Genomic DNA, 26,775 nt, shown 5'->3' on the forward strand with positions numbered 1-26,775 from the left:
AAGCAAAAAAAAGTGCAATAACACTATTATATTTATTCGAACCCTAGTTGACCATTTATTAATTACGGTCATTTTTTGCTACAAATAGTAATATAACACCCTTTTTTTTGTATAGCAATAGCTCTTTATCACTTAATTTCTGATATTACTGTTCTACCTTTATGCCTCGCATCATATAAAATTCAAAGTGATTTGCAATTTCCTCTTTCGTAAGTGATTGATGCGATTTTTCCCAGTCAAAAATAAGAGCAATGTACATCTTAAACATAAGAAATGCCGTTAGAGATGGATCACATTCTTTTACTTCATTATTCTCAATTCCTCGTTCAATCTCTAATTCAAGGAAGGCAAGGATTGCTTTCTCTACTAGTGCAAGTGCATCGATTGCTGCCTGGGTACCGATTTCACGAACTTCTTGTGAAAGTTTAATTGCTAATTGGTGTTCCCTTCGATGCTCAAGCACACTATAGAGAGATCTATGCAAATTATTGAAGAAATTATCTTCTTCGTTAATTGAGTTTCTGGCAAGCTCTCTCATTTCCTTTACCATACCAGTAACGATTTCATTGAATAGCTCTTCTTTATTTTTGAAAAAGGTATAAATCGTCCCCTTCCCTACATTAGCTATTTTCGCCACTTGGTCCATCGTGGTCGCTTTATATCCAAACATTGAAAATGATTTCTCAGCCGCTTCTAGAATACTCTTTCTTCGATCAAATACCATCATACTCCCCCTTTATAGTTGGTAGCGTTACTGTCACAGTCGTTCCCTCTTCTACGTTACTTTGAAATTGGACCTTGCCTCCCATGTTACGAATGAGTCGAATCGTAATCATTGTTCCAAGACCGGTTCCTTTTGATTTAGTTGTATAGAAAGGAAGACCAATTTTTTTAAGTTGCTCTTCACTCATTCCTGCTCCATTATCCTGAATAACGATATCTACCGTACCTTTTTTTGTACCATCTTGCAAAGTAATAAGAATGAATCCTTCTTCCTCGATAGACTCAATCGCATTCTTAATTAAATTGATTAGGCACTGCTTCAGCTCCTGCGAATTACCATGTATAGTGAATTCCCCTTTTTCTTCATACTGCAATTCGACAGCATGATAAGATGCTAATACCTCCGTTAGGTTTGTTGTATCTTTCACAACCTGATTTAATTTGACAACTTCATATTCAATTTTCGAGGGTTTAATCAGCATGAGATAATCGGTAATAATTTTGTTCGTCCTGTCAATTTCCTCAATCATTAGTGGAGCATAACTTCGAATTTTTTCATCTTGTGTATCATTAGATATAAACTGAAGAAGCCCTCTAACCGTTGTAAGTGGATTTCGTATTTCATGGGCAATTGCAGCCGCCATCTTCCCAGCAACAGATAATTTCTCGAGATATACTGTTTCTTCAAGCTGTATGTTAATCAGAACTAAACGCTCGGTTAAATAGAAAATAAAAAAGTAAGCAATAGCGAACGAAGTGAAATAGATTGGGTAAAAATATGATTTCAACGGATCAATAAACATCCATACAATCGCTATATATGAGAGCATAAACACTCCACCAGTCAACAGAATCACTTTCCATTTTCTAATAGACCTTTTGAAATATCCATTTAGACTAAGTGCGATCATATAACCAACGACAGCAATGAGGACGCCAACCCATGCGTATTCTCCTCCCATCCCTAGACGCACGCTAGAAATGGTTAACATGCAAATCAGCCCAGCAAATCCCCCGCCATACAATGTAACGAGGATTAGAGGAACTACTCTTAAATCAAAGACTGTATCTCCAAATTTTTCAAGCGGAAAAAGCATACAAAGAAGCGCCATTATTGAACTAATCAATCCATAGATAAGTTTCCTCTTCAAATTCATTATGTTTGATCTCCGAAATGGCATGACCATATTCCAGATGAATAATACTGAGAAGAGCATTGCTATATTAATAAGTAAAGGTCTCGCCATTTCCAACATGATTTTTTCTCCTTAATTACTAATCATTACCAATATTATTCTATTCTTAGACGCAAATCTACACTATTATAGTATAAATCACGAATACCTGCTAACTTTTGTCATATTATCCATTAAAAAAAGTTCACCTAATTAAAGGTGAACCCGTCTTACTACTATTTCCCTAAACTTTGTAGCTATTGAGGGAGACTATTGTAAAAAATCCAATACTGAAGTTACTGATGCTTCACCTTGATCGATGCAATCTGGAAGACCCACTCCGTTGTAGGAAGCGCCCGCAAGGAATACACCTGGCATTTTTGCTTCAATTCCTTCTTTCACCACATCAATCCTATTGCGATGGCCAACTTCATATTGAGGCATGGATTGTCTCCACCTTGTAATTCGATAGAACTCAGGATGTCCCTCAATTTCCATAATCTGATTCAGATCGTTAAGAACGGTCTGTACAATTTCTTCATCGCTTTTCTCAACAATTTCTTCTTTGCCTGCTCTTCCAACATAACAACGTAATAGCACTTTACCTTTTGGTGCGGCATGCTGCCACTTACGATGGGTCCAAGTACAAGCCGTTATTGTATAGTCGGCATTTCTAGATACAACAAAACCTGTTCCATCCATTGCCTTTTTCACTGCCTCTTCAGGGAATGCCATTGCGACGGTTGCAACCGTCGTAGAAGGCATTTCCTCAAGAGGTGCTACTTCTTTTTGGTCACGTAACATATGGTGAACCTGCTGGTGTGGAGTCGTAACGATGACCGCGTCTGCTAGCATTTCATCACCATTCGTTGTTGTTAGGATATAAGAATCCTTTTCTCTTGTCAGGTGATCAACTTTCACATTTTTCTTAATCTCTACATCTGTTAGCCTATCTTCGATAGCTTTAATAAACGATTGTAAACCTGACTTAACGGTTAAAAAGGCCGGCTTCTTCTTTCCAGTACTTCTACGAGAAGGAGGGGTTGTCTTTTTCATCCCTATTATTAAGCTACGATATTTCCGTTCCACTTCATAGAACTGAGGGAAAGTGGACATTAAACTCAACTTATCAATATCACCTGCATAAATACCTGATAAGAGTGGTTCGATTAAATTCTCAACTACTTCATTTCCAAGACGTCTGCGGAAGAACAAACCAAGTGACTGGTCTTTTCCATCATCTTCTCTTCTTGGAAGAATTAAATCAAAGGCCGCTCTTACCTTCCCTTTTAGGCTAAACAGCTGAGTGGACACAAATGGAGAAAGTTCAGTCGGAATCCCCATAACGGCCCCACCAGGTATTGGGTATAGTTGATCATTATTCAAAACAAATGCTTGCCCTGTGGAATTCGGAACAAGTTGATTTTCTAAACCAACTTCTTTGACTAGACGAGCCGCGCTTTCTTTTCTAGCAAGAAAGGAATCAGGTCCACGTTCAATCACATACCCGTTCGTTGTATCAGTCTGAATTTTCCCGCCAAGTTTGTCATTACCTTCAAGTAAAGTAATTTCATACTGAACGTCTAATTCACGCATTTCCTTCTGAAGATAATAGGCAGCAGTTAATCCAGTGATTCCGCCACCTACAATAACGATTCTTTTTGTCTGTTTATTCATTACTCATCATCTTCTTTTTAGTTAATTCACGTGTCACAACTGTTGCTAGAATTTCGATAAATTCATCTCTTGCATTCGGCATCTCTGGCCTATGATAGAAAGCTCCAAGCTCATCTGTCATTTGTCGGCACTCATAGTCGTTATCGTACAACACTTCTAGATGATCGGCTACGAAACCAACAGGGCAATAAATAAAACCAGTAAAGCCTTCCTGTTCAAAAAGATCACGCGTTAAATCCTGAATGTCAGGCCCAATCCATGGATCTGGTGTACTCTCTTCACTCTGCCACCCAATAGCGTAGTTCTTGATGCCCGCTCGATCTGCGATATGTTTTGCGGTCTCCTCAAGCTGAGCAGGGTACGGATCCCCATCTTGCAATAATCTCTCTGGCACGCTGTGGGCAGAAAAGATCACAACCGTTTTTTTCTTTTTGCCTTCATCCATTTCACTTAAACACGATTGCAGTTGGTTTACCCAATACTGAATAAATTTAGGTTCGTTGTACCATTGATCAATTGTATAGATATATGGATAACCTAATTTTTCAGCTTCTACTTTAGCTCGTTCATTATACGTTTTAACACTCAAGGTCGAATAATGTGGTGCTAGAACAATACTTACTGCTTCAGTAATCCCATCTTTTTGCATATCCCTAACCGCTTCCTCTACAAACGGCTCAATATGCTTTAACCCAAGATAGCTTTTAAATTGGATAGCTTCATCCCCAAATTGCTCATTCATACGATCTTCTAATTTTTGAGCCTGTTCTTTCGTTATATCCGATGAAGGAGATATGCCACCAATCGCTTCATATCGATCGATTAAATCTTGTAGCATTTCATCTGATGGTTTTTTCCCCCGATGGATGTGTGTGTAGTATGGTTCGATTTCTGATTCACTTCGTGGTGTGCCATAAGCCATTACAAGAAGGCCAATCGTCTTCTTCATGCTACACCTCCCATTCCCTAACTGTTCTTGCGTGTATAGTCATGTACAAAGCTTGTTAAGCGTTGTAACGTTTCTACTTTAACCTGTGGAAATACGCCATGACCCAAATTAAAAATGAATCCTGGTTTTTCCATTCCCTGATCAAGGATTTCCTTAGTTCTTTCTTCAATTACTTCCCAAGGAGCAAGTAAAAGTGCTGGTTCAAGGTTGCCCATAAGAGGCTTTGTAATCCCCTCTACTTCTCGTGCTTTCTTAATCGTAATTCTCCAATCAATCCCAATAACATCAACAGGTAGCTTGTTCCACTCTTGAATAAGATGACTTGCTCCTACACCAAACATTAAGAGAGGTACTCCCAATTCTTTTAACGAAGAAAAAATTCGATTCATTACTGGTGCAATATACGTTCTGTAATCCGCTTCATTCAATGCACCTACCCATGAATCAAACAATTGCACTGCCTGAGCACCAGCTTTAACCTGTGCTGTTAAATAGGCAATTGTCATATCACCAAGCTTATTCATTAACTGGTGCCAACCTTCTGGATCCGTGTACATAAATGCTTTAGTCTTATAATAGTTCTTTGATGGACCGCCTTCAATCATATAGCTTGCGACAGTAAACGGAGCTCCACTGAAGCCGATTAACGGAACAGATAGCTGTTCGCGTAGCATTTTGATTGTTTCCATTACGTAAGGGATATCTTTTAATGGATCAAGTTCACCTAGACGATCGACATCTGACCTCGATTGGATAGGATTATCAATTACTGGACCTATACCGGACTTTATTTCTACATCCACGCCAATTGATGGTAGTGGTGTCATAATATCAGCGAACAGGATAGCAGAATCAACACCAAGCTGCTCAACTGCAAACCTCGTTACTTCTGCTGCTACCTCTGGATTTAAATTCATTTCATGAAAAGAATACTTCGATCTAATCTTTCTATATTCAGCCTGATATCGACCAGCTTGCCTCATATACCAAACAGGTGTATGGTCTGTCACTTCTCCTCGGCATGCCCGAAGAAATTGATCATTAAATGGTGCTTTATTCATGCTTGTCCACCTTTCTAAATACAAACGTTCATTTTTACATCCCTACATACTATAGCGATCGATTGCTTTAGTGTACAGTCGTTGAAGAAAAAAGTCATAAAATCGTCCTAGTTTGTAGCCGTTTACATCTACTCTATCATATTAGATTAAGTCTTAAAGGAAAAGTAACGATTCACTCGCCCGATTATGCTGTCTCTTTGCTCTCATCTGCTTCCTTATTACTTTTCTCTTTCTCATCGCTTTTAAAACGATTGAACAAGCTAACAGATGCTTCATTGGATGCACTGCCTTCTTGATCGGTTAACGAGTTATAAGGAATAACTTGATAAGATACTGATCCAAAGAACGAAATTGAATTGCGAGTATATTCACCTTTGCCTTCTACTTCTGCAATCTGCTTTCGTTGACCATCTTTTATTTCATAAATATGGTATGTAACACGTTCATCCGCTGAAGGTGTCCATTTAAGTTTTATCGCTGGAAGACCATAAAGAAAGTCAAATTTAGCACTTAAATCAGAAACATCTGGAAGGGTCATAGGCTTTTCCATATCTTTGACACTTGATGGCTTTTCAAATGTAACAGTACTCTCCTCGTTAATATCAGCATTCACTACTTTTTTGAAAAGCTGAACAGGGTATTCGCTTCCGCCTGTCAGGTAGTTCGTCTCAGTTGTTCGATCATACCCAATCCATACTGCACCTACTATCTCTGGAGTAAAACCAACAAACCAAGCATCTCTCGCTCCGCCTGAAACTTCTTCGTAACTTGTTGTACCAGTTTTACCTGCAACATCAACTTTTGATTCACCACTTGTTGCTGTACCATTTTTCACTACGCCTTCAAGTATTCTTGTCATATACCAAGCTGTTTGCTTGGAATACACCTTTTTTTCATCCTGTTTCGCTTCTCCAACTAACTTTCCATTGTGATCGAAGAGCTTCGTAATAAAGTATGGGTCTATTTGTTTCCCTTCTGCGGCAAATGGGCGATAAGCTTCCATCATTTCAAATGGAGATACACCGTTATCTATGCCTCCAAGTGCAATTTTCAAATCTTTATCTTCAATACTAAGTCCGCCCAGTTCTAAATACTTCTTTGAATAAGAAATGCCCATTTCATTTAGAAGCCAGACAGCAGGTGCGTTTGCCGATGTTCTAACTGCATCGTATAGCGAAACTTCCCCTGTGTATTGATTGTTATAATTGGATGGCGAATAGCCATCATAGTCTATCTTTTCATCTTTCAGTAATGTATATGGACTGTATTCCTTTTTTTCAAGCGCTGGTCCATATACAGCAATAGGCTTAAATGCTGACCCAGGCTGCCTTTTTGAAGTTACATGATTGAGACCTTTTTGAACATACTCTCTTCCACCCTGAACAGCCACAACTCCTCCGCTCTTTGAATCCATCATCGTTAACGCGCCCTCAGGTGGAGTTTCACTGCTGCTTCCAGGGAAAAAGGCTTTATTCTGAAATTGCGAATAAGCTTCTTTTTGCAGATCCACATCCATCGGAACGACAATTTCATAGCCGCCTCTTAGTACTTCTTCATTAGATAATTTATAACGAGTTTTTGCTTCTTCAAGCGTCATATCAATATAGGTAAGATAAGCAGGTTCTTTCGTCACTTCAGCTACATCTAGCGAAAGTGTCTTCCCTTGTAGTCGAACTGTTTCTTCAGCTGTTAAATAATCGTGCTTTTCCATTAATGAAAGAACAAGATCCCTTCGCTCTTTACTTTCTTCAGGATGATTTATAGGTGAATAATTGGTAGGAGCTTTAGGTAGACCTGCTAGCATTGCCCCTTCTTCTGCACCTAGCTCTGAAACTGATTTATTGAAATACAACTTTGAAGCGGATTGTATTCCGTAAGCTCCGTGTCCGAAGTAAATCTGATTTAAGTACATTTCTAGAATTTTATTTTTACTATAGTTTCGTTCAAGATTAATAGCAATTACGGCTTCTTTTGTTTTTCTAAGCCAGGATTTATCATTCGATAAAAAGACGTTCTTCGCAAGCTGCTGTGTAATCGTACTCCCACCTTCAACTTTTGCACCTGCAAGAATGTCACGATAGAGCGCGCGTCCGATTGCTTTAATGTCAAGACCATGGTGATCGTAGAACCGACTGTCCTCTGTTGCAATAAAAGCTTCCTTAACATGATCGGGTATATCATCTATTGAAACCGGATCGCGATTTTCAAAGTATAGTTTTGTAATCAATTCACCTTCTAAATCAACGAGTTTAGTGGCTGAATTCATAACCAATTTCTTCTCATCAATTACATAATTACCTGCAAGTAAAATGCCAAGATAGCCTAACAATCCTATCAAGAAAACTGCAGCTGTAGCGAAAAGGCCTATCCCAAGCTTTTTCATTCTATGAGGCACTCCCTTATAAACTTAATTAAAGCTAAGCTTACATGAAAAATTGACTTTTTTGTACTATATACAGTGACGATTCTGTTTAGCTTTTGCCAAATAAGGGTAAAGTATCAGGCAATTCTGCCTGATCACTTCATTGAAAGGATGAGTGGGATGAATATATATGTTACATATGGAACCTACGAGTATTTAACAAAACTGAAAGAAGAACATGAGAAAGAAGAAATTATGCTTTTCTCTAATGCTGATGGCGCTGCTCTCTACCATGAAACGTCTTCTAAAACATTTTTCAAAAATGCTAAGAAATATGAACTTCTAGACAATAAAGGGACATTGAAAGACCCTGGATTTGTTGTGTTAAATCACATTCCTGTAGAAGAAAGTGAACGTGCTGTATTTGAAGATCGTTTCAAGAATAGAGCAGGAAAAGTAGAGAACGAACCTGGTTGCCAGGGGATCCGAATACTACGACCTATACGCAATGACCCATACATCGTGGCTACTTTCTGGGATGAAGAAAAGGATTTCAAGAACTGGCAATCCTCTGAAGCATATGGAGAAGCACATAAGAACAGACACACGAGCAAAGGCTTACCCAAAACGATTTTCTCAGGTAAACCTTATCTAAAAACATACCAAGTCGAATAGCAAATCTTCGTTTAGCTTAACTAATACCAGGGAATCGCCATGTTAACGTACATTTTTCCTTATAGGAGTGATAGAAATGTTAGTTAGCGAAAATGAAGTGTATCGCTACTCTATTGATACGAGTGACGGAGAAAAAGGCGTGTTAAAGCAACTCTATTTCGACGACGAGCATTGGACAATACGGTATCTTGTGGTTGATACTCATAAATGGATACCAGGACGTAAAGTTCTATTGTCCCCTCTTTCTATTGATCATTTAGACCATGAGAACGAGGCAATTTCCGTTTCACTCACAAGCGAAGAAGTTAAAAATAGTCCAGACATTGATACTGAGCAACCGATTTCTAGAAAGCATGAGATGGAAATCAATCGTCATTTTAGCTGGCCATATTACTGGGTAGGTACAGGGGCATGGGGGAGTGGTATGTATCCAAGACCTTTCATGGCAGAAGATATGGTTGAAGAAGACTCCCACCTCCAAAGTTCTAACGAGCAAGAGGATGAAAACCACTTAAGAAGCACGAAAGAAATAGCTGGATATCATATTCACGCAACCGATGGTGAAATCGGGCATGTGAAAGATTTTATTTTTGATCAAGAGACGTGGAAGCTACGCTATTTTGTAATTGATACTAAAAACGTACTTCCGGGCAAAGAAGTTTTGCTTTCAACCAAATGGGTAACAGATATTCACTGGCAGGATCGAACAGTACAGGTAAATGTAAAGAAAGAAGATATTCGTAATGCACCTGAATATCGACTCAATGAACCTATCTCTCGTCGTTTCGAGGAAGATCTTCATACTCATTACGGAAAAACAGGATATTGGAAATTTTAATACTAAGCGAGATGGAACCCATCTCGCTCTTGTCTATTTAGGACAAGTTATGATTTGATTTCCCAGGAAATCTTACTTTTTGACAGCAAAGGCAAATAGATTTGATCATTCATCATTATACAAGCCTTTTTAACAGGTTACTTTCAAACAAAATAAGTAATTTAGTAGAATAAGAATATAGATAGGAGATTTATCGTGGAGAAATCAAAAAAGCAGAATGAGGACGTGAAATATCCCGAGAGACAATTCTATTTTCCCGCACAAATAGTCGAAACATTTATAGCTAAAGGTGAATCTCATAGTGCCCGACCACTAAACAGGCAATTTATATTATCCATACTAGCTGGGGCGTTCGTTACCTTTGGAGCGATCTTTTCTGTTCTCATCGCACTTGGGGTTGAAACTCAAGGTATTCACAACCTCCTTGCAGGTATCGGATTCGTTACCGGCTATGCGATTGTTTTTATTTCTGGTGCTATTTTATTCACTGAGGTTAACGTGCTGTTACCGACTTATATTTTACAAAGAAAGTTCTGGATTCCGAAGAACATTTTGAAATTCTGGGTGGTCTGTTATCTTGGAAATGTTATAGGTGCTCTACTCGTAGGTGCCCTTGTTGTAGCTTCCGGATCTCTTCCTCCAGAATTTTATTCTGAATTGACAACTTACACTGAACACAAGATGAAATTCCTATCTAATGGGACATTAGGCTGGTTTCAGATACTGGTCTCCGGAATTATCGCCAATTGGTTAATTGGGATGGCTGCATTTCTAGCAACAGCAGCTCGTGACTTAACAGGAAAAGTACTAGCAACAACACTTCCTGTCATCATTTTCGTTGCTGGGAATTTCCAGCACAGTGTTGCAAACATGGGCTATTTCAGTACTTCCTTCATACATGGTTCTGAGTATTCTTGGATTGAGTTCCTATTCTTTAACCTTGTTCCAGCTAGTATCGGTAACTTAATTGGAGGCGGAATTCTTGTTGCTCTAACGTTTACTTATGCATTTAAAGAAGAAATTGATGTGAATCGCCTTCCAAAAGAAGAAGCAAAATAAAGAAGGAGTAGCTCCGGCTTACTCCTTCTTTATTTTGATAACAAAGTGCGTGTAGACTCCCTCTGATCAGGGAATAAGAATGAAAGATAACGCGAAAGGGGGAAATCATAGTGACACGTGTAGCATTGATCTTGAATCCCAAAGCGGGAAATGTCAAAATGGTTGATCAAATTGACACCATCCAGAATAAACTAAAGGAAAAGTTCGATGAAGTAAAGCTATACAAAACTGATTATAAAGGTCACGGGGCAGAGCTAATCGATCAGATAGCCGACCATGTAGATATCATCATAGGGGCTGGCGGAGATGGCACAATTTACGAACTGGCTAATGCATTATGTCAAAGAGAAAAACGTCCAGCTTTTGGCATTATTCCAGGTGGTACAGCAAACGATTTTTCACGTGCCATTGGGATCAATCAGAACCCACTTCAAGCAGTAGAACAATTGCTTCAGGACAACCGTTCAACTATAGATGTTGGTTGCTCGAATGATGAATACTTCCTAAATTTCTGGGGAATTGGACTAATCACTCAGGCTTCCGAGAATATTAACCCTGATACAAAAGAGGTGTTGGGAAGACTTTCTTATTACATTAGTACAGCTCAGACAGTGAATAATCCTGAACCTTTTCACCTTAAAGTAGAGTCAGATGAGAAATCTTTTGAGGGTGAAGCTGTCATGATGATTGTTGGTAATGGACCTTTTACAGGAGGCATTCAAGCCTTTTTCCCAGAAAACAATCTACAGGATGGGAAATTTGATGTTCTAATTATTAAGCAATCCTCTCTTCCAACGTTTTGGTCGATTTTCCAATCAAAAATCATGAAAGAGTCACGTTTCAACGAAGATATCATTCATTTCCAAACGAAAAGTTTGCGTATTTCAGCTGAGCCTGAACAGAATATCGACTGTGACGGAGAGCGGCATCACACCACTCCATCATCACTCGAAGTTGTACCTAACTATTTAACTGTCCTTACTGGAGATCAATTTCCTGAATGAACTAAAGCTTACGGATGATCGTTTGATCCACATCACCCATTCTAAAGAAAAGATGCAAACAAAAAGCCAGAGTGTGCCAGCTGCATATCCAGCTAGAACATCACTTGGATAATGGACACCTAAATACATACGGCTAAATCCTATTAAAAGGATGAATAGTGCTACTAGTATTCCACTTATCCATTTGGTTGTTTTACCTCTCTGGCTTCTAATAATGAGGTATCCTATAAAACCATATAGAATGAAAGATCCCATCGCGTGTCCGCTTGGAAAGCTGTATCCTACAGCATCATAAGCCGCGTCGACTGTAGGTCTAGAACGCGCAAAGAAATGCTTTAATACTTTAGTTAGAAGACCCCCACCAGCTACTGCAATAATAAAAAACATAATGCTCCACAAATCTTTTTTACGAAACCAGAGTATGGCAACCGTCAAGATTGAGACGACTGTAATCCACCATACTGCACCTAATTCTGTTATCACTTCCATGATGCTTAACATCCAATCGGACCGAATGACATCAACCGCTGAGATAATTGTCTGATCAAATTGAAGCGTTTCTTTTTCAAGTATTTCTTCCGCTAGTTCAGAAAATAACATAATAGCAAGAATCGCAATTAAAAGACCAAATGCATTAAGTGCAAGCGGATACCATACTTTTTTTTGTTTTAATACTCCTGGGAACGAACTAAAAAATTCATTTTTATTCATACAATCTCGCCTTTCACCTATTCTTTTGGCTATGTTAATTATGTTAATGAACAATGTTGATTTTTGGTTATGATACAAAAATCGAGAAATCAACAATATGAGCTAATATAGCCATTCTTTTAAAAAAGCCGCTGAACCAACAGCGGCTTTTTGTTACTTCTTTTTTGTTTGCACCATTCTTACTAGAAGGTGTGCGAGTTGATGGCGTTGCTCTTTATCCCCAACTAACCATAACTCTTTAAGAAGTTTCTCTTCTCGGTTTTTCGGTTCTTCCTTCTTGGCTAGATATCCAGCTACTTTCTCAGCGGCTTGTGCTAGTGCTTCTTCATTTAATCCTAGCTTTTCACCCACTTGAACTCGCGTAGCAAGATAACCTTTAAATTCTTCGAAATTCGATAAAATACTATCCAAGCGATCGTCACTCATGCGTTCAATTGTATCATCTACTTTATTTACGTTAAGCTCACTGTCTTTATTTACAAGATGGTTTTTCTCACTCATTCAATACACTCCCTAAATTAGCTATCTAGAATTGATAGTGATTTCTCAATAAATGCTGGAATGTCATCTGGGTTTCTACTGCTGACAAGATTTCCTCCACAAACAACAACTTCTTCATCATATACATTTGCTCCAGCATATTTAAGATCCGTTTGGATTGACTTAAACCCAGTAATGTTGCGTCCATTTAGGACTTCTGCTGAAATTAATAGCTGGGGTCCGTGACAAATAACCAATGTCTTCTTATTCATAAACATCATTTTTTTCGTAAAAGCTACGAATCGATCGTCCGCTCTCAGTTCATCAGGTGATACTCCGCCTGGGATGAAAAGAACGTCAAACTCTTCTGGTTTAACTTCATCAATGCCTTTGTCAGAAGTAACTTTTGCTTCACCCTGTTTTCCCGTTAGTTCCTGACCCGCTTCAGGGCTAATAACCGTTATTGAATGGCCTGCATTCTTAAACTGTTCTACAGGTTTTGTATATTCTACATCCTCAAACATACTTGTCATAAGTACTGCTATCTTACTCAAGTGAAGCCCTCCTATATAATGGTAGTATGTTCTGCATAGTTGATTATTACCCCTCCATTCAACTGTCAAACCTCCAATGGCGTATTGATATGTTTTAGTCAATTTATGTTTTATAAACACCATTGAAGGGTAAAAATAAGGTGGAAACGAAATCAGATTAGAAATAGAAAGGATGTTTTTAATGGCAGATAAGAAACAAGAACTAATTGATGGACTTAATGTAGACCTTGCGAATGAGTATGCCGCAAGCATTATGTATACGTACAATGCGGCAGTAGTATCTGGACTATACCGTCAAACATTAAAACCTTTCTTCGAGAGTGAAATTGCAGATGAACAAGGACACGCTCTCTATCTTGCTGAGAAAATTAAAGTGCTTGGCGGTACGCCAACTACAGCACCTACAGAAGTAAAACAACTAACAGATGTTAAGGAAATGTTACTTGAAGCTAGAGCAGCTGAAAAAGATACCATCGATCGTTACGAAAAACGCAAAAAGCAAGCTGATGAACTTGGTTTGACTGAGTTGGTCGTGAAGCTTGACGATATGATTGCCGATGAAACACATCATATGGAAGAAATGGATCGTATCTTGAGCGATGCTCGCTTCGAATAAATAGCATAAAGAAACGCCAGCCTATTCGGCTGGCGTTTCTTCGTTGTGTTCCTCTAGTTGAATGAGTCGCTGTCGATAGGCATTTATTGCTGTCTCCCCTAGCCAATCAATAAAATGATAATTTACATATGCTCCAACAATCGCTCCAAACCCTGGAATCATTTGAAGCAACTTAGGGAAGTCGATATAATCACGATACTCAAGTTGAAATGACTTCCAATCATGCTCATTAAACGTCTCTCTTACTTCTTTTTGTAAATAAGACTGATCCCAATTCTGAATTCGTTCATACACGTCTTTTCTAGTTTCATCAGAAGAAAATGCTAATTGAAAGATATAAAGAATAAACACTCTCTCTTCAAATTGTTTTGCATCAAATCCATAAATACTCGCAATATCAAATAAAAATTTGATTTTAATGGATAGAAGCAAAGGGAAATCTGCTATTCCAAGAAGAATTCCTCCAGCTCCAGTTCCTGCTCCTTCAACGGCAGCAATTCGCTTATAGGTTTGAATAGAGTGCTTTGCCAACGTATCCCTAGAACGTAACGATAAATGTTGTTCAGGTACTTTGACAGCGTAAGTATTCCCTGCAAGAACCCCCTGCACCATCGTTTTGATGCTGCTTGTGACAACTTTATGCACACGTTCAGGTATGACATTGTTTATCCGGTTTTGTACCTTTTTTGCTGCTCGAGAGACCACGGAAGACTTTCTCTTCATTTTTCGTTCCCAAGATTCAAGTTCCTCTTCAATTTGACTGCGGTAATTATTCAACAACAAAATCACCCTTCACTTTTTAACTATGCCAAAGCTAGTTCATAGACTTGACTTTCTTCTTGCGATTGCGTAGCGAAGCAAATACGACTGACGCCGTTCCCGCCAGTGCAATAAGTATAAACTCAACTAGGTTAAAGTGAAGAATAATTGAAAGAAGCGCAAAAGCAGCAGCCTGTGTACTAAGTAACCGGATTAGAAGAGCTCGATATGCTCTTTCCTGATCCATGTCAGAAATCGGATAAAGCTTTACCATCACATGGGCCTGATAATGAGGGTATAAAGTACGTAATTGGACAGCTGTTAAATAAACGATTAGGGCTGCTCCAATTATCCTACCTGTTTCACTTGGTACAAATGCAATAACGCCTAGTCCCACAAGCAAAAGACGTATATATATGCCAAAGTATTCATTGCTACGGATAAACGCTTTCTGATATAGCGTTGCATAAACCGTTTTTACAGGGAGTACTTTCTCTGCAAGTGCACTTAACATACGTCTATGCTTAACAGATTGCTTTAATTTAGGAACATCAGTAAACAAATTCGCTGTTCGGTAGAACTTCATACTTTGGTGTTCGTCTATTGAAAGTAACTTCTCCCATTTAATTGAATACTTTTTTTGAAGCGGTAGAAACAGAAGAAACAGAATGCCAACAATCAATCCCGCCGAAAGAGTAACGTAAAGCCACTGTGCCTGAATAAGCAATAAGTATGTAATCAACATAGTAAGGAATAGCCTTACTATGATATAACCGACTACTGATCGATGTGCTGGTAGGTGAAGCTCCAACCACTTCATAATGACATTCAAACCTTTTAGAATGATTAGAACTGCGATGACAAACACATAATATCCAGTTCCTGCGTTTGTTTCATGTTGATATAAAGGGGCCAGAATTGTTAATACTACAATCGTCGTAAACACCTGTAGTAGAAAGCTATATATAAGAGATTTTCTGAAATACCCATTCAGCTTTCCTTCGGCTGGCAAAAGGAAAACAAGATCTGCTTCGTATAAGAAGAAACGAAGCGGTGTTCGAACGAGTACAACAGCTGTGATCGCTGTAATAACAATTAAGCCTGGAAACGTTTCTGGTAGAACCTTAAGTAATTCACTGTAATAATACGCTCCAAATATTAACGTCAGTACAACGGTAAACAAAAAGCTACTATTCCCTATTAATCGAAAATATCGTAGAGCAATATTCCAGAATGCACCTGACCTCTCCTTCCATAACGTATCAAGATGCATCATTTTCCACTCCTGGTCGCTTTAATATAAATGTCGTCCAGCGTAGCAGTTGGTTGTCCAATTTGTCTTTGTAACTCCTTAAGCGTTCCTGACATCACAATTTCCCCATCATGAAGAATAACAAAGCGATCGCAGTATCTTTCGGCTGTTGAAAGAATGTGTGTGGACATTAATACGCCTGCACCTTCTTCCTTCATTTGTAGCATTGTATCAAGAAAAGATTGAATACCAATTGGATCAAGACCTACAAAAGGCTCATCGACAATATATAGAGAAGGTTTCACAAGGAACGCGCACATAATCATGACTTTCTGTCTCATTCCTTTAGAGAAATGTCCAGGAAACCATTTTTTCATATTTGTCATTCGAAATTCTTTCAAAAGATCTTCAGCGTGAACTTGCCAATCGTTTCCTAGTTCATACGCCAGAGCAGTTAATTGTAGGTGTTCCCATAGTGTTAATTCATCATATAATAACGGCGTTTCTGGTATATAGGAAAGCTGTTTACGATAGCCATCTTTGTCTTCCGAAAAGGTTTTCCCTGCAACACGAATACTGCCTTCCATTGGATCAAGGAGGCCCAGTATGTGCTTAATACTGGTACTCTTTCCCGCACCATTCAAACCAATTAACCCTACAATTTCATTTGGCCGTACGTTTAGTGAAAGATTGTGAAGAACAGGCTTATTTGCCTGATATCCACCAGTAAGATTACTAACTTCCAAAATTGAATTCGTCATAGAGGTCCTCTCATTTCTTCATTTGCCTTTAGTTTAACAAACTTATTGTTGGCAGGTGAATCGCTTTATACTTCAGGTATTGGAGTTGGCGTTGGTGTGCCATATCCTTCCTTGTATACTTCATCAATTCGTTCTCTAATTTCTTTTACCGATTGCCCTTCATTAAACCAATTTAGTGATTGGGCTGCAATATCTAAACAAACGCCGCATTTAGCGCCATGATCATCCCACGTAATTCCATTATTGTCTTCTGCATTAATAAAGCAATCATAGCTGCTTGTATGTCCAGCAGATTCCCCGCAACCACAATAACAAGGAATGTGTTCTAATAGATCTTTATGCTGAGCGACTTCTGCATAAATGGTTTCAACAGTAGCATCCTTTTCATCAAGAAACGTAGGAAGTATATCTGTAGACGCCGTTGTCTCTCTCATATCCCCATTTACCATATGTACTTCATTATGGTCTTCACTTCCGCAACCAGTCATGACCCCAAGAGCAAGTAGGCTGACACATACTACCATTTTAATTCTATACATTTTTCATCCCTCCGAACCACCTATCTATCCATATCTTACCTTGTTTTGTTATGAGTTTCTATAAACCACCTTCGAAGTTCGTAAAACATTTAGAAATAGTTGAATAGATCAATGGATTTGCGAACATCCTTATAGAGAGTGTGACGTCTTCCCTGAAACAAGTTGCACTCAGGGTCAGGGCTCTGCACCCCCGGCAGAGCCCATTTCTTTGTTTAAAAATGGCATTTAACACTAATTTAACATCTCTAATTTAGGGAATGGATCTTAACTTATGGGTATGTTATCTCATATTGTTAATTACTCGATTTTTGGCTCAATCGAGAGTATCCTCAGTTTCAGTCGCCTTTCAGCTCTGCTGAAAGGTCACCACAGGGCGTAAACGATTCAAAAATCAACACTGTCCATTAACATAGCCTAACTTATAGTAAATTATGGTACGATAAATAAAAAGATTGAAAGGATGATAATGATGAGTCATTCACCCGATTGCATCTTCTGTAAAATTATAAATGGAGACATTCCGTCTGCAAAAGTATATGAAAACGATGATGTACTTGCCTTTCTTGACATTACCCAGGTAACGGAAGGTCACACCCTCGTCATACCTAAGCAACATCAACAAAATATCTACGAACTCGAACCTGAAACAGCATCAAAGTTATTCGCTGCTGTTCCTGAAATTGCTAATGCACTAAAAGCGAACTTTGCACCTCAAGGGATGAACATTCTAAACAATAATGAAGAGATCGCAGGTCAGTCAGTGTTCCATTACCACCTACATCTCATCCCTCGTTACGGTCAAGGAGATGGGTTCGGCGCCGTATGGAAAACGCATGAGAATGATTATGATGCAGATACTCTAAAGCGCCTTGCTGAAGGTGTTCGTTCGCAATATCAGTAAACCTCTACTGTATATAAGTATAAAGGAGACCCAATCGGGTCTCCTTTATTTTTGTGAACGGGTCATCTCCTTCAAAGTATGGAACCCTTTTGGCTCCACCCAATCTGGGTGATCAAACGTTTCGTCTAACCCATTTAACATCGTAGTCATCTTCTTACGAAAGCTACCATCCCATCTTAATTCATGAATAAATTCTTCTCGATGACCGCCGTAGCCGATCATAGTTTTTATTTCATTTAACAAGTCTGCTTGCCACATAGAAGGAAGCTTTGACTCCCCTGGTATATCCATGAAACGAACAAATGACCCTTTTCTAAGATAGGCATGAGGATAGTAGTAAGCATAAACACGTTCAAATTGTTCACCGGTTTTAAGTGTTAATTTCCCATTTTGATGTTCCCTTAGAACATAACTGCCTTCTGTACGATTCAACAACTCTAGCTGTTCTCGATCTACAAATGTAACCCACACTTCTGTTTTCGCTCCTTTTACTGGAGCTATAACAGCAGGAAGAGCACCATAAGGGGCAAGAAATGAGCCCGCTACAACGTCAGTATCCGTTAGATCTGCTCGATAATACAATAGAAAATCACTTAAGTCTGGATTTAAACTAAATTTATATCTTAATTGTGCAAGACATACATTAGACCCGTATGCTAGCAATGGAATCCGATCTTCAATGGAAGACAACCCTTCCTTCCCTACTAATTCCTCTACCGTATATTGCTCTGAAGAAGCGAATGCCAATGTCCCTGTAACATCATCACCTTGTGCATAATGAACAACTTGTTTCTCTACAGGTACATTTTCTTTCTCTTCAATTCGATGCGCTTTCCCATTGTGGTAGAGAAAAGAGGAAGATGGGCGCGGTCCAGGATATATATCTGGATGATCATATGGACCAATAAGTGTTGGCTTGTTTTCTCTATACATTCTTCATTACACCACTTTCTTTACGTTCGATTCATCTAGGATAGCAAATTTCGCAAAAAGAGCAAATGCTACCCGCTTAATTGGGCGAAATATTCTAAAAGATTAGAAAAAAGCATAGCAACGATGATTCTTTTAATGATAGGATAATGACAAGCAAAATCAAGTCGCATTACATCGCTAAAGGGAGTGTCTACTAGTGGAACGTCGTTATAATTTCAACGCTGGTCCTTCAGCATTACCTCAGGAAGTGCTGGACCATGCTCAATCAGAGCTTCTCAGCTACCAGCAACTCGGCATGTCAATAATGGAATTCAGTCACCGAAGCAAAGAATACCAGAAGATTCATGATGGGGCGAATGAACTGTTGAGGGAATTGTTGAACATACCTGATGATTATGAGGTTCTTTTTCTACAGGGTGGAGCAAGCTTACAGTTCTCTATGATCCCTATGAACTTTCTTTCAGAAGGTCAGCAAGGTAACTATGTCATTACGGGAAGTTGGGCCCAGAAAGCGCTCAAGGAAGCAGAGAAAATCGGGAACACTTTCATAGGAAGCAGCAGTCAAGCTGATGATTTTCGAAGCATTCCTGACCTAGGTACGATTAAGTATAGTGATCAGGACGCATACGTTCATCTCACTTCTAACAACACGATCCACGGAACTCAGTGGAAACACTTTCCTAAAAACGACCAGTCACGATTCATAGCTGATATGTCGAGTGATATTCTAAGCCGCTCTCTTCCTGTTGATCAATTTAGCCTCATATATGCTGGCGCCCAGAAGAACCTTGGTCCTGCCGGTGTCACTGTTGTAATTCTAAAGAAAGACATGCTTAAGAACATTCCAGACAACCTTCCAACTATGCTAGATTACCGAACACATGTTGATAAAAAGTCTCTTTATAATACTCCACCCTCTTTCGCCATTTATATGCTTTCTCTTGTCCTTCAATGGACAAAGAATAATGGTGGTATTCAAGCAATAGAAAAATTAAACGCTGAAAAAACAAACCTTCTTTACGACACAATTGATGGAAGCAAAGGATTTTATAACGGTACAGCTGATAAGCTTAGCCGATCTTCCATGAATGTAACATTCAGACTCCCCGGGAAAGAACTCGAAGAGTTGTTTCTTAAGGAAGCAGAAGAAGAAGGTTTTGTAGGTCTGAAAGGACACCGTTCTGTGGGCGGCTGTCGAGCCTCACTATACAACGCCGTCCCAATCGAATCAGTTCATGCACTATGTGATTTTATGCACACATTCCATCACAAACACAATATTTAACACTTTAAAATCAAGTAATCGTTTGTTATTATTAATAAAACTAGTTCTTTCGCAGCAGGCACTAAGCGCACTGGTGGAGAGAACACCGTCTTTTGGCGGAGAATGAGATGAGAAGAGGAGAGATTTTTAATGAAAACGAAAAATTTAGTATTAATGGCTTTACTACTTGGGATTGGTACGATTCTTCACGCCATTATTCCCGGTCTTATTTCCGGGATGAAGAATGATATGCTTCTTACGATGATGTTTCTTGGAATACTATTGTTTCCAGAACGTAAAAGTGTCCTAGTACTCGGTCTTGCAACTGGCGTAATTTCAGCTGCAACAACTACTTTTCCCGGTGGCCAACTTGCCAACATGATCGATAAGCCGATTACGGCATTTGCCTTTTTCGGACTATATTTACTTGTTAAGCGCTTTGGTCAGTCATTAATTACTGCTGGTGTACTAACTGCAATTGGTACGATGATTAGCGGAGCCATATTCCTAGGAGCAGCTCTCGTATTCGCAGGACTTCCTGGCGGCGCTGCATTTACTGGATTATTCCTAACCGTAGTTCTTCCAACTGCTGCAGTAAATACAATTGCTATTGTACTAATCTATCCAGTTGTACAATCGATTCTAAAACGTACAAGCTTCGCCTATTAAATAGATATAAGAAAACCGGCCATTCCAGGCCGGTTTTCTTATATCTTAATTCCTGTTTCCCACTCGCGAAACTTCTCTAGTTCTTGCTTCAATTGACTTGCTACAAATCCAATAACAGCAACATCATCAAGCAACCCAACTCCTGCCAATAGATCCGGTACAGCATCAATTGGACTAACAAAATAGAGCAATGCACCTACAATCATAACAACGGACTTCTTTGAAATATCTCGATAACTCCCCTTTTTCACTTCCTGTACAAGTCTCGAGAATGTTTTCACATCAACCCACATATCGTCCATACCTTTTCTGCCTTTGTATAATGCTCCTTTTTTGAACGATTCAACAGAAACCTCATTGAGTTGATCTTTATCTTTCACAACTGATACAGCTTTTTTTGTCATACGTTTAAAAATACTTCTAACCATTCGATTCATTTTCACACGCTCCTTCGTTACCATTCTCTTTATAAGATACCTCAATTGAGCGTGTTTCTAACCAAATACACTAAATTTATTATGTTTGTGAAGTGAAATCGATGGGGAAAATAGAGAATGACTGCTAAAAAACAAGAAATGCCATCGATACGCCAAGAACGAGAAATACAACTGCACACATGCCAAACAAATATGCACTTTTTTGTTTTCGAATCATTTGGTCGTTATGAAATGAATATTTTCTAACAAGTAACAACCTACTCACCATTGCCGTTAGAAGTAAACCACCGACTACTATTAGAATAAATACGAATCCAGCCATATCCTTCCCTCTCCTTTTTGCCATAATGTATACTACAAGGTATATGTAAATACTCTTGTGTTCATTCCGTTATGAAAGTTGGGGTTTATAAGTGGATACTGGTTTTTAAGCTTAATCGCTTGAAATGAGTGATAACGAAAAGAAGGAATTCACACGTTCGTGGAGAAGTATTGTCTTATAAGTCGATGTATAGTTAGAAGATTTGATAGGAAAGGATGAACACCATGGGAAAAGCTAAAACATTACTAACAGGGTTTGTATTTGGTGGAGTCGTCTCCGCTGCCACTGTTCTATTAACAACACCAAAACCAGGCAAAGAAATGATCGCTGACGCAAAAGAAAAAAGCGATGATATAAAGGAAGCTTTTTCAAGACTTAAACAGGACGTTAACGAATTAACTGCTCAAGTAAAACAGTTATCTTCTGAGGGGAAAGAAGTAATACAAGAGGTTGCTGCTGACCTTAAACGATCAATTGCCTCTTACCAGGAGGATATTGAGCCTAATCTTACGAGATTAAAAGATGATATGGAAGAAATGCAGAAAACCATTGAAACGGTTAAAGATGAAGTAAACAGCCCGGCTCCAAAATAGCCGGCTTTTTTTCAGATGGACAACAATATTCTAATATAGCTTGAGCGATGATAGAGGTAGAGGAGGAACTTATGAAAGAAAAACAGGATATATCTATTCAAGAAGCAATGATTTTTAGCCACCGAATTGGTCAACTAAGCAAAGCACTCTGGAAATCGGTTGAAAGAGACTGGCAAGAGTGGCTTAAGCCATTTGATTTAAATATTAACGAGCATCATATTCTTTCAATTGCTTATCACCTTGACGGTTCTTCTATTTCTGATATTGCTAAGTTTGGCGTCATGCATGTTTCAACAGCATTCAACTTTTCAAAAAAGCTAGAATCACGGTCCCTTCTAACCTTTTCCAAAAGAGAAAATGACAAACGTAATACTTATGTACAGCTAACAGAAAAGGGCGAAAAACTTCTACAAGAAACATGGAAACATTATTCTCCAAACCGTGATAGCGTTTTAAAAGCTTCTATGCCATTACGTGAGCTTTATGGTAAGTTCCCTGAGTTCACCGAAATGATGTGTGTCATTAAGAGTCTTTATGGTGAAGACTTTATGGAAATATTCCAGAAATCGTTCACCAAGCTTGAAAGTGAATTCTCAAAAGAACTCACTGAACAAGATGTTGAGAACCACTCATCTTCACTCTAACGATAAGGTGATACCTTTAAAAGAGTTTCCATAAGTTCTTGATAAAGCTTCTCCTGAGCTTGTATAGCTCTAATTGTTGAAAGTGGGTCCAGCTTAATATTCAACATACCTACAAAATGCGTGAGCAATGAGGATCTGCTAAGAAGCCCTTCCTCTACTTGTTCATGCATTTTTTTGTTAACTTCTGCGCACAGTTTGTAAACTTCTATTAATTCTTCCTCAGTTAGCCCCTGTTCAATAACCATACGATAGAATGGGTACTCACCTTCCTCTTTCATTTTAGCAAGTAAGCGCATATGAAATTCAATTTTGTCTAAACGTTTATGGATGGCTTCCATTCTCAACTTAACTCCTTACTTTGCAATCAATTGTACTTATAGTTTAACGGAATAGGGTCTAAATTGAAATGTATTTTCCAGACTAATCCAGTGCGAAAAAGCGCTGATTTTGTCAAAAAAATTTTGACTAATTTCTTTACAAAAAAACGTATTGATTTCTTTATCAAATGGCTGTACAGTATACGAGTATTCAATATTAAAACAAACTTAGAAGAAAGCTACGGAAGCAGGTGACTCTTATGAATTGTTGGAAATCGATTTACCTAAATCGCGAATTTGGAACGCATCGATTAACTATTTTCTCTATGCTATTAACACTATTATACTTCATTGCATTTTATCTTGTATTTAGCTTGTTATACCCGACAACAAAACATGCGATTGTACCTATTTTACCGTTTCTCGGTTCTTTAGCAGTTCTTTTCCCAATTCATAAGATTATTCACTGGCTTCCTTTAACATTAGCCGGATTGAAAGCAACTATGAAGTTCGAAAAAGGCACTATGATACCCATGATGCGATGTGAAACGTGCAGTCCCATTTCACGTAATCTCTTTTTGATTGCAGCTCTTTCTCCCGCAGTTATTATTACGGTTGCTGCTATTGTAGCATCGGTTTATATGCCAACCTATGTATCGTTCTTCTCGATCTTAGCCGCTATAAATCTTGGATTCAGCTTCAGCGATTTTCTCTATGCTTCTCAAGTGCTACGCGCGCCTAAACATGCATATGTAGAAGATAGAAGCGAAGGATTCCACATACTCATTAAACGAGCTTCGTGAAAACGATTGGTTCAATTAGATAGCAAAAGAACAGAGCGCTGGAGATCAGCGCTCTGTTCTTTTGTATGGACGACACAGTCGTCAGTATTGAATTCTCATAAGACTTCCTTCATAATAACAATAGGACAACGATCTAATTAATAGGATAGTAGGCATCAAAAATGATTTCATCATTTGGAAGATCAAATGATCTAGCTTTTAGCCTCATATCATTCTTCAACTCTAGATCGCTTACAGCCATGTAGATTGTCCCTTCATCTGAATCGATTGTAATTTCAGGCGGAAGTGAGGCCTGTTTTTTTATAAATGAGAGAACTTTATCACTTGGGAGCTCAAAAAGGCCAATCTGAAACGATTTTTCTTTTAATAAAAGATCTCCGTTCGGTTGAACCTGTGGCTCAAATTTCAAAAAGAAATCAACCTTTCGATCAAATATCGTCACGTACCCTTGGAAGGTAGCAAGCTCATTGAGATTAACACTATACTCAATGTTCTCTTGTTTATCACTATACTTCTCAAGCTCTCGGTTGATTGTTTCATTCAGCTCATCTTTTTTCATCTGTATGGAAAATGTCGTTTCAAAAGATTCTTCCTTGTTTCTCTCGTTTGAGAGTTTGGCAATTTCACTTTCAGGAAAATAGTATTGATAGAATCCTACTATTCCCGCCAACGTGAGGATGACAGCAGCAAAAAGAATAATAAAGGCCGTCTTCCATCGGTTTTTAAACATTTCTAACAGCTCCTTGTGGGACGAATATTCTCCATCATACTACGGAAAGAGAGTTTAGTTAAAGTAAATCGTTATATATTCTTCGAATTATCGAAATGGACTCTGGGAGGTTCTTACATGACTATTATTGGAATTTTCTTCATTCTATTTGCAACGTTCATTCTAGTAACATTCAATTCAATGACAAATGCGCTTTGCTTAAAGAAAAATATACCTGAAGAAAAGCAGCCTAATGTATTTAGAACAATTAACGTTCTAATTACAATATTGCTCATTTCTTCATATGTAGAAGTTCTTTTTACCTAGCAACTGATCTAAAGATGGGGCAATCATGCCTCATCTTTTTTTTGAGTTTTTTCAGACAGATTTTGTTGTTATTGAAAGGATTTTTATATAGTAAACTACACTTCGCTGATTGGAGCGGAAGGATGCTCGACTCCTGCGGGACTAGCGGGACAGGTGAGACCCCACAGGAGCGTTAGCGACGAGGAGGCTCACCGCCCGCCCCGCGGAAAGCGAGCATCCTGGAGCGGAAATCACCACACTATAGCAACAATGTCTACAAAAACAGTCTGCTCCCCTTTAATTTTATCAATCACCGTGATTTTTTCCTCTTTTATGTAATTTTTCTCATATTTCCAAATGAATTTAACTTACCATATCTTTCTATGCTATAGTATTAACTGTATCACAAACAGATTAAATATAACTAACCCTTTAGGAGTGTATCTTTGATGAAAAAAATGTTCATTATGCTTTCAGTATTGATTGCAATGCTAGCTATCTCTGCATGCAGTAATGATTCTGCGGATGACTCAGAAGTTGTTGTAGAGACGAGTGCTGGCGATGTAACCAAAGAAGAATTCTATCAAGCAATGAAAGACCAGTCCGGTGAGGCCGTTCTAAGTGATTTAGTACAAACTAAAATTCTCGAAGATAAATACGACGTTTCAGATAAAGAAGTTGATGCTGAACTTGATAAAATTAAAGAAAACTTTGAAACAGACGAACAGCTAGAACAAGCGCTACAATCTAATGGATACAAAGATCTTGAACAATTCAAAGTAGATGTACGCAAACAGCTTCTTGCACAGAAAGCTGCTACTGAGGGTGTTGAAGTAACTGATGACAAACTAAAGGAATTCTATGAGGATAACAAAGATCTATTCACTGAATTAGAAGCAAGCCACATCCTTGTAGATGATGAAGAAACTGCGAAAGAAGTTCAAAGTAAGCTTGAAGATGGCGGTGACTTTGCAGAGCTTGCGAAGGAATACTCTAAAGACGGCTCAGCTGAAAATGGCGGGGAACTTGGTATCTTCAAAAAAGGTGACATGGTAGCTGAATTCGAAGAAGCTGCATATGCTCTTAAAGAAGGCGAAGTTAGTGATATCGTTCAATCTCAATTTGGCTATCACATTATTAAGCTAAAGAGTAAGACGGTTAAACCATTTGAAGAAGCTAAAGAACAAGTTGAAGAACAGTACATGTTGCAGAACGCGAAAGACGTTCCTGCTGTCATTGATGAGCTAATCCAGGACTCTGACATTAAAGTGAAAGACGATCAGTTCAAAGATCTCTTTGATAAAGAAGAAGCTTCTGAAGAAGAAGCAGATGCTGACCATGACCATAATTCAGAAGAATAATTAAAAAAAACGAAAGGGCCACCGCGCCCTTTCGTTTTTTTAATTTTCGGTAGCTTGCTTTCTTCGTTTACGCTCTTCTTCCATTCTCTCTACATAAACACGGCCTTCTTCTTCAATATGGATCTGATCTACTTTTCTCTCTTCTGCCGTCAACTGCATTGTTTTGTAGCCGCTGTAAACAATCCCTGCTAGTACAAAATAAAGCCACCATGGGAAACTGGAGAAAAAGCTAGATACATTCGAAGAAACTTCGGTAAGTTGGAGAACACTAATGATAAATAGAAATCCAAGAATAATAAGAACACCCTTCCTCAACGTAAG

Annotated in this window: 32 protein-coding genes; 13 read left to right on the plus strand and 19 right to left on the minus strand. The window is 38.6% G+C overall.

Features of this window, described 5'->3' with window-relative positions; genetic code table 11:
- Positions 1 to 145 precede the first annotated feature (145 nt).
- From AB986_RS18995 to AB986_RS19020, 6 genes are all read right to left on the minus strand, one after another.
- Positions 146 to 724 carry a TetR/AcrR family transcriptional regulator gene (locus AB986_RS18995; protein ID WP_048313189.1) on the minus strand — a complete coding sequence of 193 codons (579 nt, stop codon included), beginning with the start codon at positions 722 to 724 and terminating at the stop codon, positions 146 to 148.
- Entirely contained in the window at positions 714 to 1,979 is a 1,266-nt protein-coding gene (locus tag AB986_RS19000) for an ATP-binding protein (protein ID WP_048313190.1), read from the minus strand. The genes AB986_RS18995 and AB986_RS19000 overlap by 11 nt, the downstream gene beginning before the upstream one ends.
- Before the next feature lie 189 nt (positions 1,980 to 2,168).
- Complete coding sequence (gene hemY, locus AB986_RS19005; RefSeq protein WP_048313191.1) at positions 2,169 to 3,575, minus strand: protoporphyrinogen oxidase; 1,407 nt, start codon at positions 3,573 to 3,575, stop codon at positions 2,169 to 2,171.
- Positions 3,568 to 4,524, minus strand: a complete 957-nt coding sequence (gene hemH / locus AB986_RS19010; RefSeq protein ID WP_048313192.1) for a ferrochelatase — start codon at positions 4,522 to 4,524, stop codon at positions 3,568 to 3,570. The genes hemY and hemH overlap by 8 nt, the downstream gene beginning before the upstream one ends.
- Before the next feature lie 17 nt (positions 4,525 to 4,541).
- The gene (hemE, locus tag AB986_RS19015) at positions 4,542 to 5,585 is read right to left on the minus strand and encodes a uroporphyrinogen decarboxylase (RefSeq protein WP_048313193.1); all 1,044 of its coding nucleotides are present in this window, start codon (positions 5,583 to 5,585) and stop codon (positions 4,542 to 4,544) included.
- A 184-nt stretch (positions 5,586 to 5,769) separates the two neighbouring features.
- Positions 5,770 to 7,968 (minus strand): transglycosylase domain-containing protein, encoded by a 2,199-nt coding sequence (locus AB986_RS19020; protein WP_048313194.1) that lies wholly within the window; start codon positions 7,966 to 7,968, stop codon positions 5,770 to 5,772.
- 159 nt (positions 7,969 to 8,127) lie between these two features.
- Between AB986_RS19020 and AB986_RS19025 the strand changes: the two genes are divergently transcribed.
- From AB986_RS19025 to AB986_RS19040, 4 genes are all read left to right on the plus strand, one after another.
- Positions 8,128 to 8,622 carry an antibiotic biosynthesis monooxygenase family protein gene (locus tag AB986_RS19025; protein ID WP_048313195.1) on the plus strand — a complete coding sequence of 165 codons (495 nt, stop codon included), beginning with the start codon at positions 8,128 to 8,130 and terminating at the stop codon, positions 8,620 to 8,622.
- A 76-nt stretch (positions 8,623 to 8,698) separates the two neighbouring features.
- Positions 8,699 to 9,460 carry a PRC-barrel domain-containing protein gene (locus AB986_RS19030; protein ID WP_048313196.1) on the plus strand — a complete coding sequence of 254 codons (762 nt, stop codon included), beginning with the start codon at positions 8,699 to 8,701 and terminating at the stop codon, positions 9,458 to 9,460.
- A gap of 195 nt (positions 9,461 to 9,655) precedes the next feature.
- The gene (locus tag AB986_RS19035; protein WP_236690420.1) at positions 9,656 to 10,519 is read left to right on the plus strand and encodes a formate/nitrite transporter family protein; all 864 of its coding nucleotides are present in this window, start codon (positions 9,656 to 9,658) and stop codon (positions 10,517 to 10,519) included.
- A gap of 110 nt (positions 10,520 to 10,629) precedes the next feature.
- Positions 10,630 to 11,523: a diacylglycerol/lipid kinase family protein gene (locus AB986_RS19040; protein WP_084006658.1), complete on the plus strand. Its 894-nt coding sequence runs from the start codon at positions 10,630 to 10,632 to the stop codon at positions 11,521 to 11,523.
- Here AB986_RS19040 and AB986_RS19045 read toward each other — a convergent pair.
- From AB986_RS19045 to AB986_RS19055, 3 genes are all read right to left on the minus strand, one after another.
- A complete protein-coding gene (locus AB986_RS19045; RefSeq protein WP_048313198.1) occupies positions 11,488 to 12,234 on the minus strand; it encodes a phosphatase PAP2 family protein in 747 nt (248 codons plus the stop codon). The genes AB986_RS19040 and AB986_RS19045 overlap by 36 nt on opposite strands.
- Positions 12,235 to 12,387: 153 nt before the next feature.
- Positions 12,388 to 12,735 (minus strand): DUF3243 domain-containing protein, encoded by a 348-nt coding sequence (locus tag AB986_RS19050; protein ID WP_048313199.1) that lies wholly within the window; start codon positions 12,733 to 12,735, stop codon positions 12,388 to 12,390.
- Between the two features lie 17 nt (positions 12,736 to 12,752).
- The gene (locus AB986_RS19055) at positions 12,753 to 13,268 is read right to left on the minus strand and encodes a type 1 glutamine amidotransferase domain-containing protein (RefSeq protein ID WP_048313200.1); all 516 of its coding nucleotides are present in this window, start codon (positions 13,266 to 13,268) and stop codon (positions 12,753 to 12,755) included.
- A gap of 181 nt (positions 13,269 to 13,449) precedes the next feature.
- On the opposite strand from AB986_RS19055, the gene AB986_RS19060 reads away from it, so the two are divergent.
- Positions 13,450 to 13,884 carry a ferritin-like domain-containing protein gene (locus AB986_RS19060; protein WP_048313201.1) on the plus strand — a complete coding sequence of 145 codons (435 nt, stop codon included), beginning with the start codon at positions 13,450 to 13,452 and terminating at the stop codon, positions 13,882 to 13,884.
- Between the two features lie 21 nt (positions 13,885 to 13,905).
- Here the strand turns inward: AB986_RS19060 and AB986_RS19065 are convergent, their stop codons facing one another.
- The 4 genes from AB986_RS19065 to AB986_RS19080 all read right to left on the minus strand — a co-directional run bounded on the left by AB986_RS19065 (position 13,906) and on the right by AB986_RS19080 (position 17,195).
- Positions 13,906 to 14,661, minus strand: coding sequence for an EcsC family protein (locus AB986_RS19065; protein WP_084006665.1), 756 nt, complete (start codon positions 14,659 to 14,661; stop codon positions 13,906 to 13,908).
- Between the two features lie 37 nt (positions 14,662 to 14,698).
- Positions 14,699 to 15,919 (minus strand): ABC transporter permease, encoded by a 1,221-nt coding sequence (locus AB986_RS19070; protein WP_084006659.1) that lies wholly within the window; start codon positions 15,917 to 15,919, stop codon positions 14,699 to 14,701.
- Positions 15,916 to 16,656, minus strand: coding sequence for an ABC transporter ATP-binding protein (locus tag AB986_RS19075; protein WP_048313202.1), 741 nt, complete (start codon positions 16,654 to 16,656; stop codon positions 15,916 to 15,918). Before AB986_RS19075 ends, AB986_RS19070 begins: the two co-directional genes overlap by 4 nt.
- Positions 16,657 to 16,721: 65 nt before the next feature.
- Entirely contained in the window at positions 16,722 to 17,195 is a 474-nt protein-coding gene (locus AB986_RS19080) for a PCYCGC motif-containing (lipo)protein (protein WP_048313203.1), read from the minus strand.
- Positions 17,196 to 17,664: 469 nt separating this feature from the next.
- Here AB986_RS19080 and AB986_RS19085 point away from each other — a divergent pair, with 469 nt between their 5' ends.
- Positions 17,665 to 18,096 (plus strand): HIT family protein, encoded by a 432-nt coding sequence (locus AB986_RS19085; RefSeq protein ID WP_048313204.1) that lies wholly within the window; start codon positions 17,665 to 17,667, stop codon positions 18,094 to 18,096.
- 45 nt (positions 18,097 to 18,141) lie between these two features.
- Here AB986_RS19085 and AB986_RS19090 read toward each other — a convergent pair whose 3' ends face one another.
- A complete protein-coding gene (locus tag AB986_RS19090; protein WP_048313205.1) occupies positions 18,142 to 19,029 on the minus strand; it encodes a hypothetical protein in 888 nt (295 codons plus the stop codon).
- 196 nt (positions 19,030 to 19,225) lie between these two features.
- Here AB986_RS19090 and serC point away from each other — a divergent pair, with 196 nt between their 5' ends.
- Positions 19,226 to 20,314 (plus strand): 3-phosphoserine/phosphohydroxythreonine transaminase, encoded by a 1,089-nt coding sequence (gene serC, locus AB986_RS19095; protein ID WP_048313207.1) that lies wholly within the window; start codon positions 19,226 to 19,228, stop codon positions 20,312 to 20,314.
- Between the two features lie 129 nt (positions 20,315 to 20,443).
- On the plus strand, positions 20,444 to 20,962 hold the full coding sequence (locus tag AB986_RS19100) for a tryptophan transporter (protein WP_048313208.1): 519 nt from the start codon (positions 20,444 to 20,446) through the stop codon (positions 20,960 to 20,962).
- Positions 20,963 to 21,000: 38 nt separating this feature from the next.
- On the opposite strand, the gene AB986_RS21295 is transcribed toward AB986_RS19100, so the two are convergent.
- A complete protein-coding gene (locus AB986_RS21295; protein ID WP_053216269.1) occupies positions 21,001 to 21,399 on the minus strand; it encodes a YkvA family protein in 399 nt (132 codons plus the stop codon).
- A gap of 124 nt (positions 21,400 to 21,523) precedes the next feature.
- Positions 21,524 to 21,721, minus strand: a complete 198-nt coding sequence (locus AB986_RS19110; RefSeq protein ID WP_048313209.1) for a hypothetical protein — start codon at positions 21,719 to 21,721, stop codon at positions 21,524 to 21,526.
- A 224-nt stretch (positions 21,722 to 21,945) separates the two neighbouring features.
- Between AB986_RS19110 and AB986_RS19115 the strand changes: the two genes are divergently transcribed.
- Both AB986_RS19115 and AB986_RS19120 read left to right on the plus strand, forming a co-directional pair.
- Positions 21,946 to 22,314, plus strand: a complete 369-nt coding sequence (locus AB986_RS19115; RefSeq protein WP_048313210.1) for a YtxH domain-containing protein — start codon at positions 21,946 to 21,948, stop codon at positions 22,312 to 22,314.
- Positions 22,315 to 22,385: 71 nt separating this feature from the next.
- Positions 22,386 to 22,958 carry an HTH-type transcriptional regulator Hpr gene (locus AB986_RS19120; protein WP_048313211.1) on the plus strand — a complete coding sequence of 191 codons (573 nt, stop codon included), beginning with the start codon at positions 22,386 to 22,388 and terminating at the stop codon, positions 22,956 to 22,958.
- On the opposite strand, the gene AB986_RS19125 is transcribed toward AB986_RS19120, so the two are convergent.
- Positions 22,955 to 23,296 (minus strand): DUF1878 family protein, encoded by a 342-nt coding sequence (locus AB986_RS19125; RefSeq protein ID WP_048313212.1) that lies wholly within the window; start codon positions 23,294 to 23,296, stop codon positions 22,955 to 22,957. The two genes, AB986_RS19120 and AB986_RS19125, sit on opposite strands and share 4 nt — an antisense overlap.
- 239 nt (positions 23,297 to 23,535) lie before the next feature.
- On the opposite strand from AB986_RS19125, the gene AB986_RS19130 reads away from it, so the two are divergent.
- A complete protein-coding gene (locus tag AB986_RS19130) occupies positions 23,536 to 24,078 on the plus strand; it encodes a DUF3267 domain-containing protein (protein ID WP_048313213.1) in 543 nt (180 codons plus the stop codon).
- 133 nt (positions 24,079 to 24,211) lie between these two features.
- Here the strand turns inward: AB986_RS19130 and AB986_RS19135 are convergent, their stop codons facing one another.
- On the minus strand, positions 24,212 to 24,808 hold the full coding sequence (locus AB986_RS19135; RefSeq protein WP_048313214.1) for a YpmS family protein: 597 nt from the start codon (positions 24,806 to 24,808) through the stop codon (positions 24,212 to 24,214).
- A gap of 117 nt (positions 24,809 to 24,925) precedes the next feature.
- On the opposite strand from AB986_RS19135, the gene AB986_RS19140 reads away from it, so the two are divergent.
- On the plus strand, positions 24,926 to 25,114 hold the full coding sequence (locus tag AB986_RS19140; RefSeq protein ID WP_211201486.1) for a hypothetical protein: 189 nt from the start codon (positions 24,926 to 24,928) through the stop codon (positions 25,112 to 25,114).
- A gap of 428 nt (positions 25,115 to 25,542) precedes the next feature.
- On the plus strand, positions 25,543 to 26,454 hold the full coding sequence (locus AB986_RS19145; protein WP_048313216.1) for a peptidylprolyl isomerase: 912 nt from the start codon (positions 25,543 to 25,545) through the stop codon (positions 26,452 to 26,454).
- 39 nt (positions 26,455 to 26,493) lie between these two features.
- Here AB986_RS19145 and AB986_RS22885 read toward each other — a convergent pair whose 3' ends face one another.
- Positions 26,494 to 26,769, minus strand: a complete 276-nt coding sequence (locus AB986_RS22885) for a sporulation YhaL family protein (RefSeq protein ID WP_321212271.1) — start codon at positions 26,767 to 26,769, stop codon at positions 26,494 to 26,496.
- Between the last annotated feature and the right edge of the window lie 6 nt (positions 26,770 to 26,775).

The organism is Guptibacillus hwajinpoensis, from assembly GCF_001039475.1.
GTDB classification, from domain to species: domain Bacteria; phylum Bacillota; class Bacilli; order Bacillales; family Guptibacillaceae; genus Guptibacillus; species Guptibacillus hwajinpoensis.

Coding starts and splice junctions, on each gene's coding strand:
- AB986_RS19125 (WP_048313212.1), bottom strand. CDS start 23,296: ATGGAAGCCATCCATAAACGTTTAGACAAAATTGAATTTCATATGCGC.
- AB986_RS18995 (WP_048313189.1), bottom strand. CDS start 724: ATGGTATTTGATCGAAGAAAGAGTATTCTAGAAGCGGCTGAGAAATCA.
- AB986_RS19090 (WP_048313205.1), bottom strand. CDS start 19,029: ATGTATAGAGAAAACAAGCCAACACTTATTGGTCCATATGATCATCCA.
- AB986_RS19145 (WP_048313216.1), top strand. CDS start 25,543: ATGAAAAAAATGTTCATTATGCTTTCAGTATTGATTGCAATGCTAGCT.
- AB986_RS19115 (WP_048313210.1), top strand. CDS start 21,946: ATGGGAAAAGCTAAAACATTACTAACAGGGTTTGTATTTGGTGGAGTC.
- hemE (WP_048313193.1), bottom strand. CDS start 5,585: ATGAATAAAGCACCATTTAATGATCAATTTCTTCGGGCATGCCGAGGA.
- AB986_RS19140 (WP_211201486.1), top strand. CDS start 24,926: ATGACTATTATTGGAATTTTCTTCATTCTATTTGCAACGTTCATTCTA.
- AB986_RS19130 (WP_048313213.1), top strand. CDS start 23,536: ATGAATTGTTGGAAATCGATTTACCTAAATCGCGAATTTGGAACGCAT.
- AB986_RS19135 (WP_048313214.1), bottom strand. CDS start 24,808: ATGTTTAAAAACCGATGGAAGACGGCCTTTATTATTCTTTTTGCTGCT.
- AB986_RS19070 (WP_084006659.1), bottom strand. CDS start 15,919: ATGATGCATCTTGATACGTTATGGAAGGAGAGGTCAGGTGCATTCTGG.
- AB986_RS19120 (WP_048313211.1), top strand. CDS start 22,386: ATGAAAGAAAAACAGGATATATCTATTCAAGAAGCAATGATTTTTAGC.
- AB986_RS19110 (WP_048313209.1), bottom strand. CDS start 21,721: ATGGCTGGATTCGTATTTATTCTAATAGTAGTCGGTGGTTTACTTCTA.
- AB986_RS19050 (WP_048313199.1), bottom strand. CDS start 12,735: ATGAGTGAGAAAAACCATCTTGTAAATAAAGACAGTGAGCTTAACGTA.
- AB986_RS19020 (WP_048313194.1), bottom strand. CDS start 7,968: ATGAAAAAGCTTGGGATAGGCCTTTTCGCTACAGCTGCAGTTTTCTTG.
- hemY (WP_048313191.1), bottom strand. CDS start 3,575: ATGAATAAACAGACAAAAAGAATCGTTATTGTAGGTGGCGGAATCACT.
- AB986_RS19025 (WP_048313195.1), top strand. CDS start 8,128: ATGAATATATATGTTACATATGGAACCTACGAGTATTTAACAAAACTG.
- hemH (WP_048313192.1), bottom strand. CDS start 4,524: ATGAAGAAGACGATTGGCCTTCTTGTAATGGCTTATGGCACACCACGA.
- AB986_RS19030 (WP_048313196.1), top strand. CDS start 8,699: ATGTTAGTTAGCGAAAATGAAGTGTATCGCTACTCTATTGATACGAGT.
- AB986_RS21295 (WP_053216269.1), bottom strand. CDS start 21,399: ATGAATCGAATGGTTAGAAGTATTTTTAAACGTATGACAAAAAAAGCT.
- AB986_RS19075 (WP_048313202.1), bottom strand. CDS start 16,656: ATGACGAATTCAATTTTGGAAGTTAGTAATCTTACTGGTGGATATCAG.
- AB986_RS19100 (WP_048313208.1), top strand. CDS start 20,444: ATGAAAACGAAAAATTTAGTATTAATGGCTTTACTACTTGGGATTGGT.
- AB986_RS19000 (WP_048313190.1), bottom strand. CDS start 1,979: ATGTTGGAAATGGCGAGACCTTTACTTATTAATATAGCAATGCTCTTC.
- AB986_RS19080 (WP_048313203.1), bottom strand. CDS start 17,195: ATGTATAGAATTAAAATGGTAGTATGTGTCAGCCTACTTGCTCTTGGG.
- AB986_RS19085 (WP_048313204.1), top strand. CDS start 17,665: ATGAGTCATTCACCCGATTGCATCTTCTGTAAAATTATAAATGGAGAC.
- AB986_RS19045 (WP_048313198.1), bottom strand. CDS start 12,234: ATGAATAAAAATGAATTTTTTAGTTCGTTCCCAGGAGTATTAAAACAA.
- AB986_RS19060 (WP_048313201.1), top strand. CDS start 13,450: ATGGCAGATAAGAAACAAGAACTAATTGATGGACTTAATGTAGACCTT.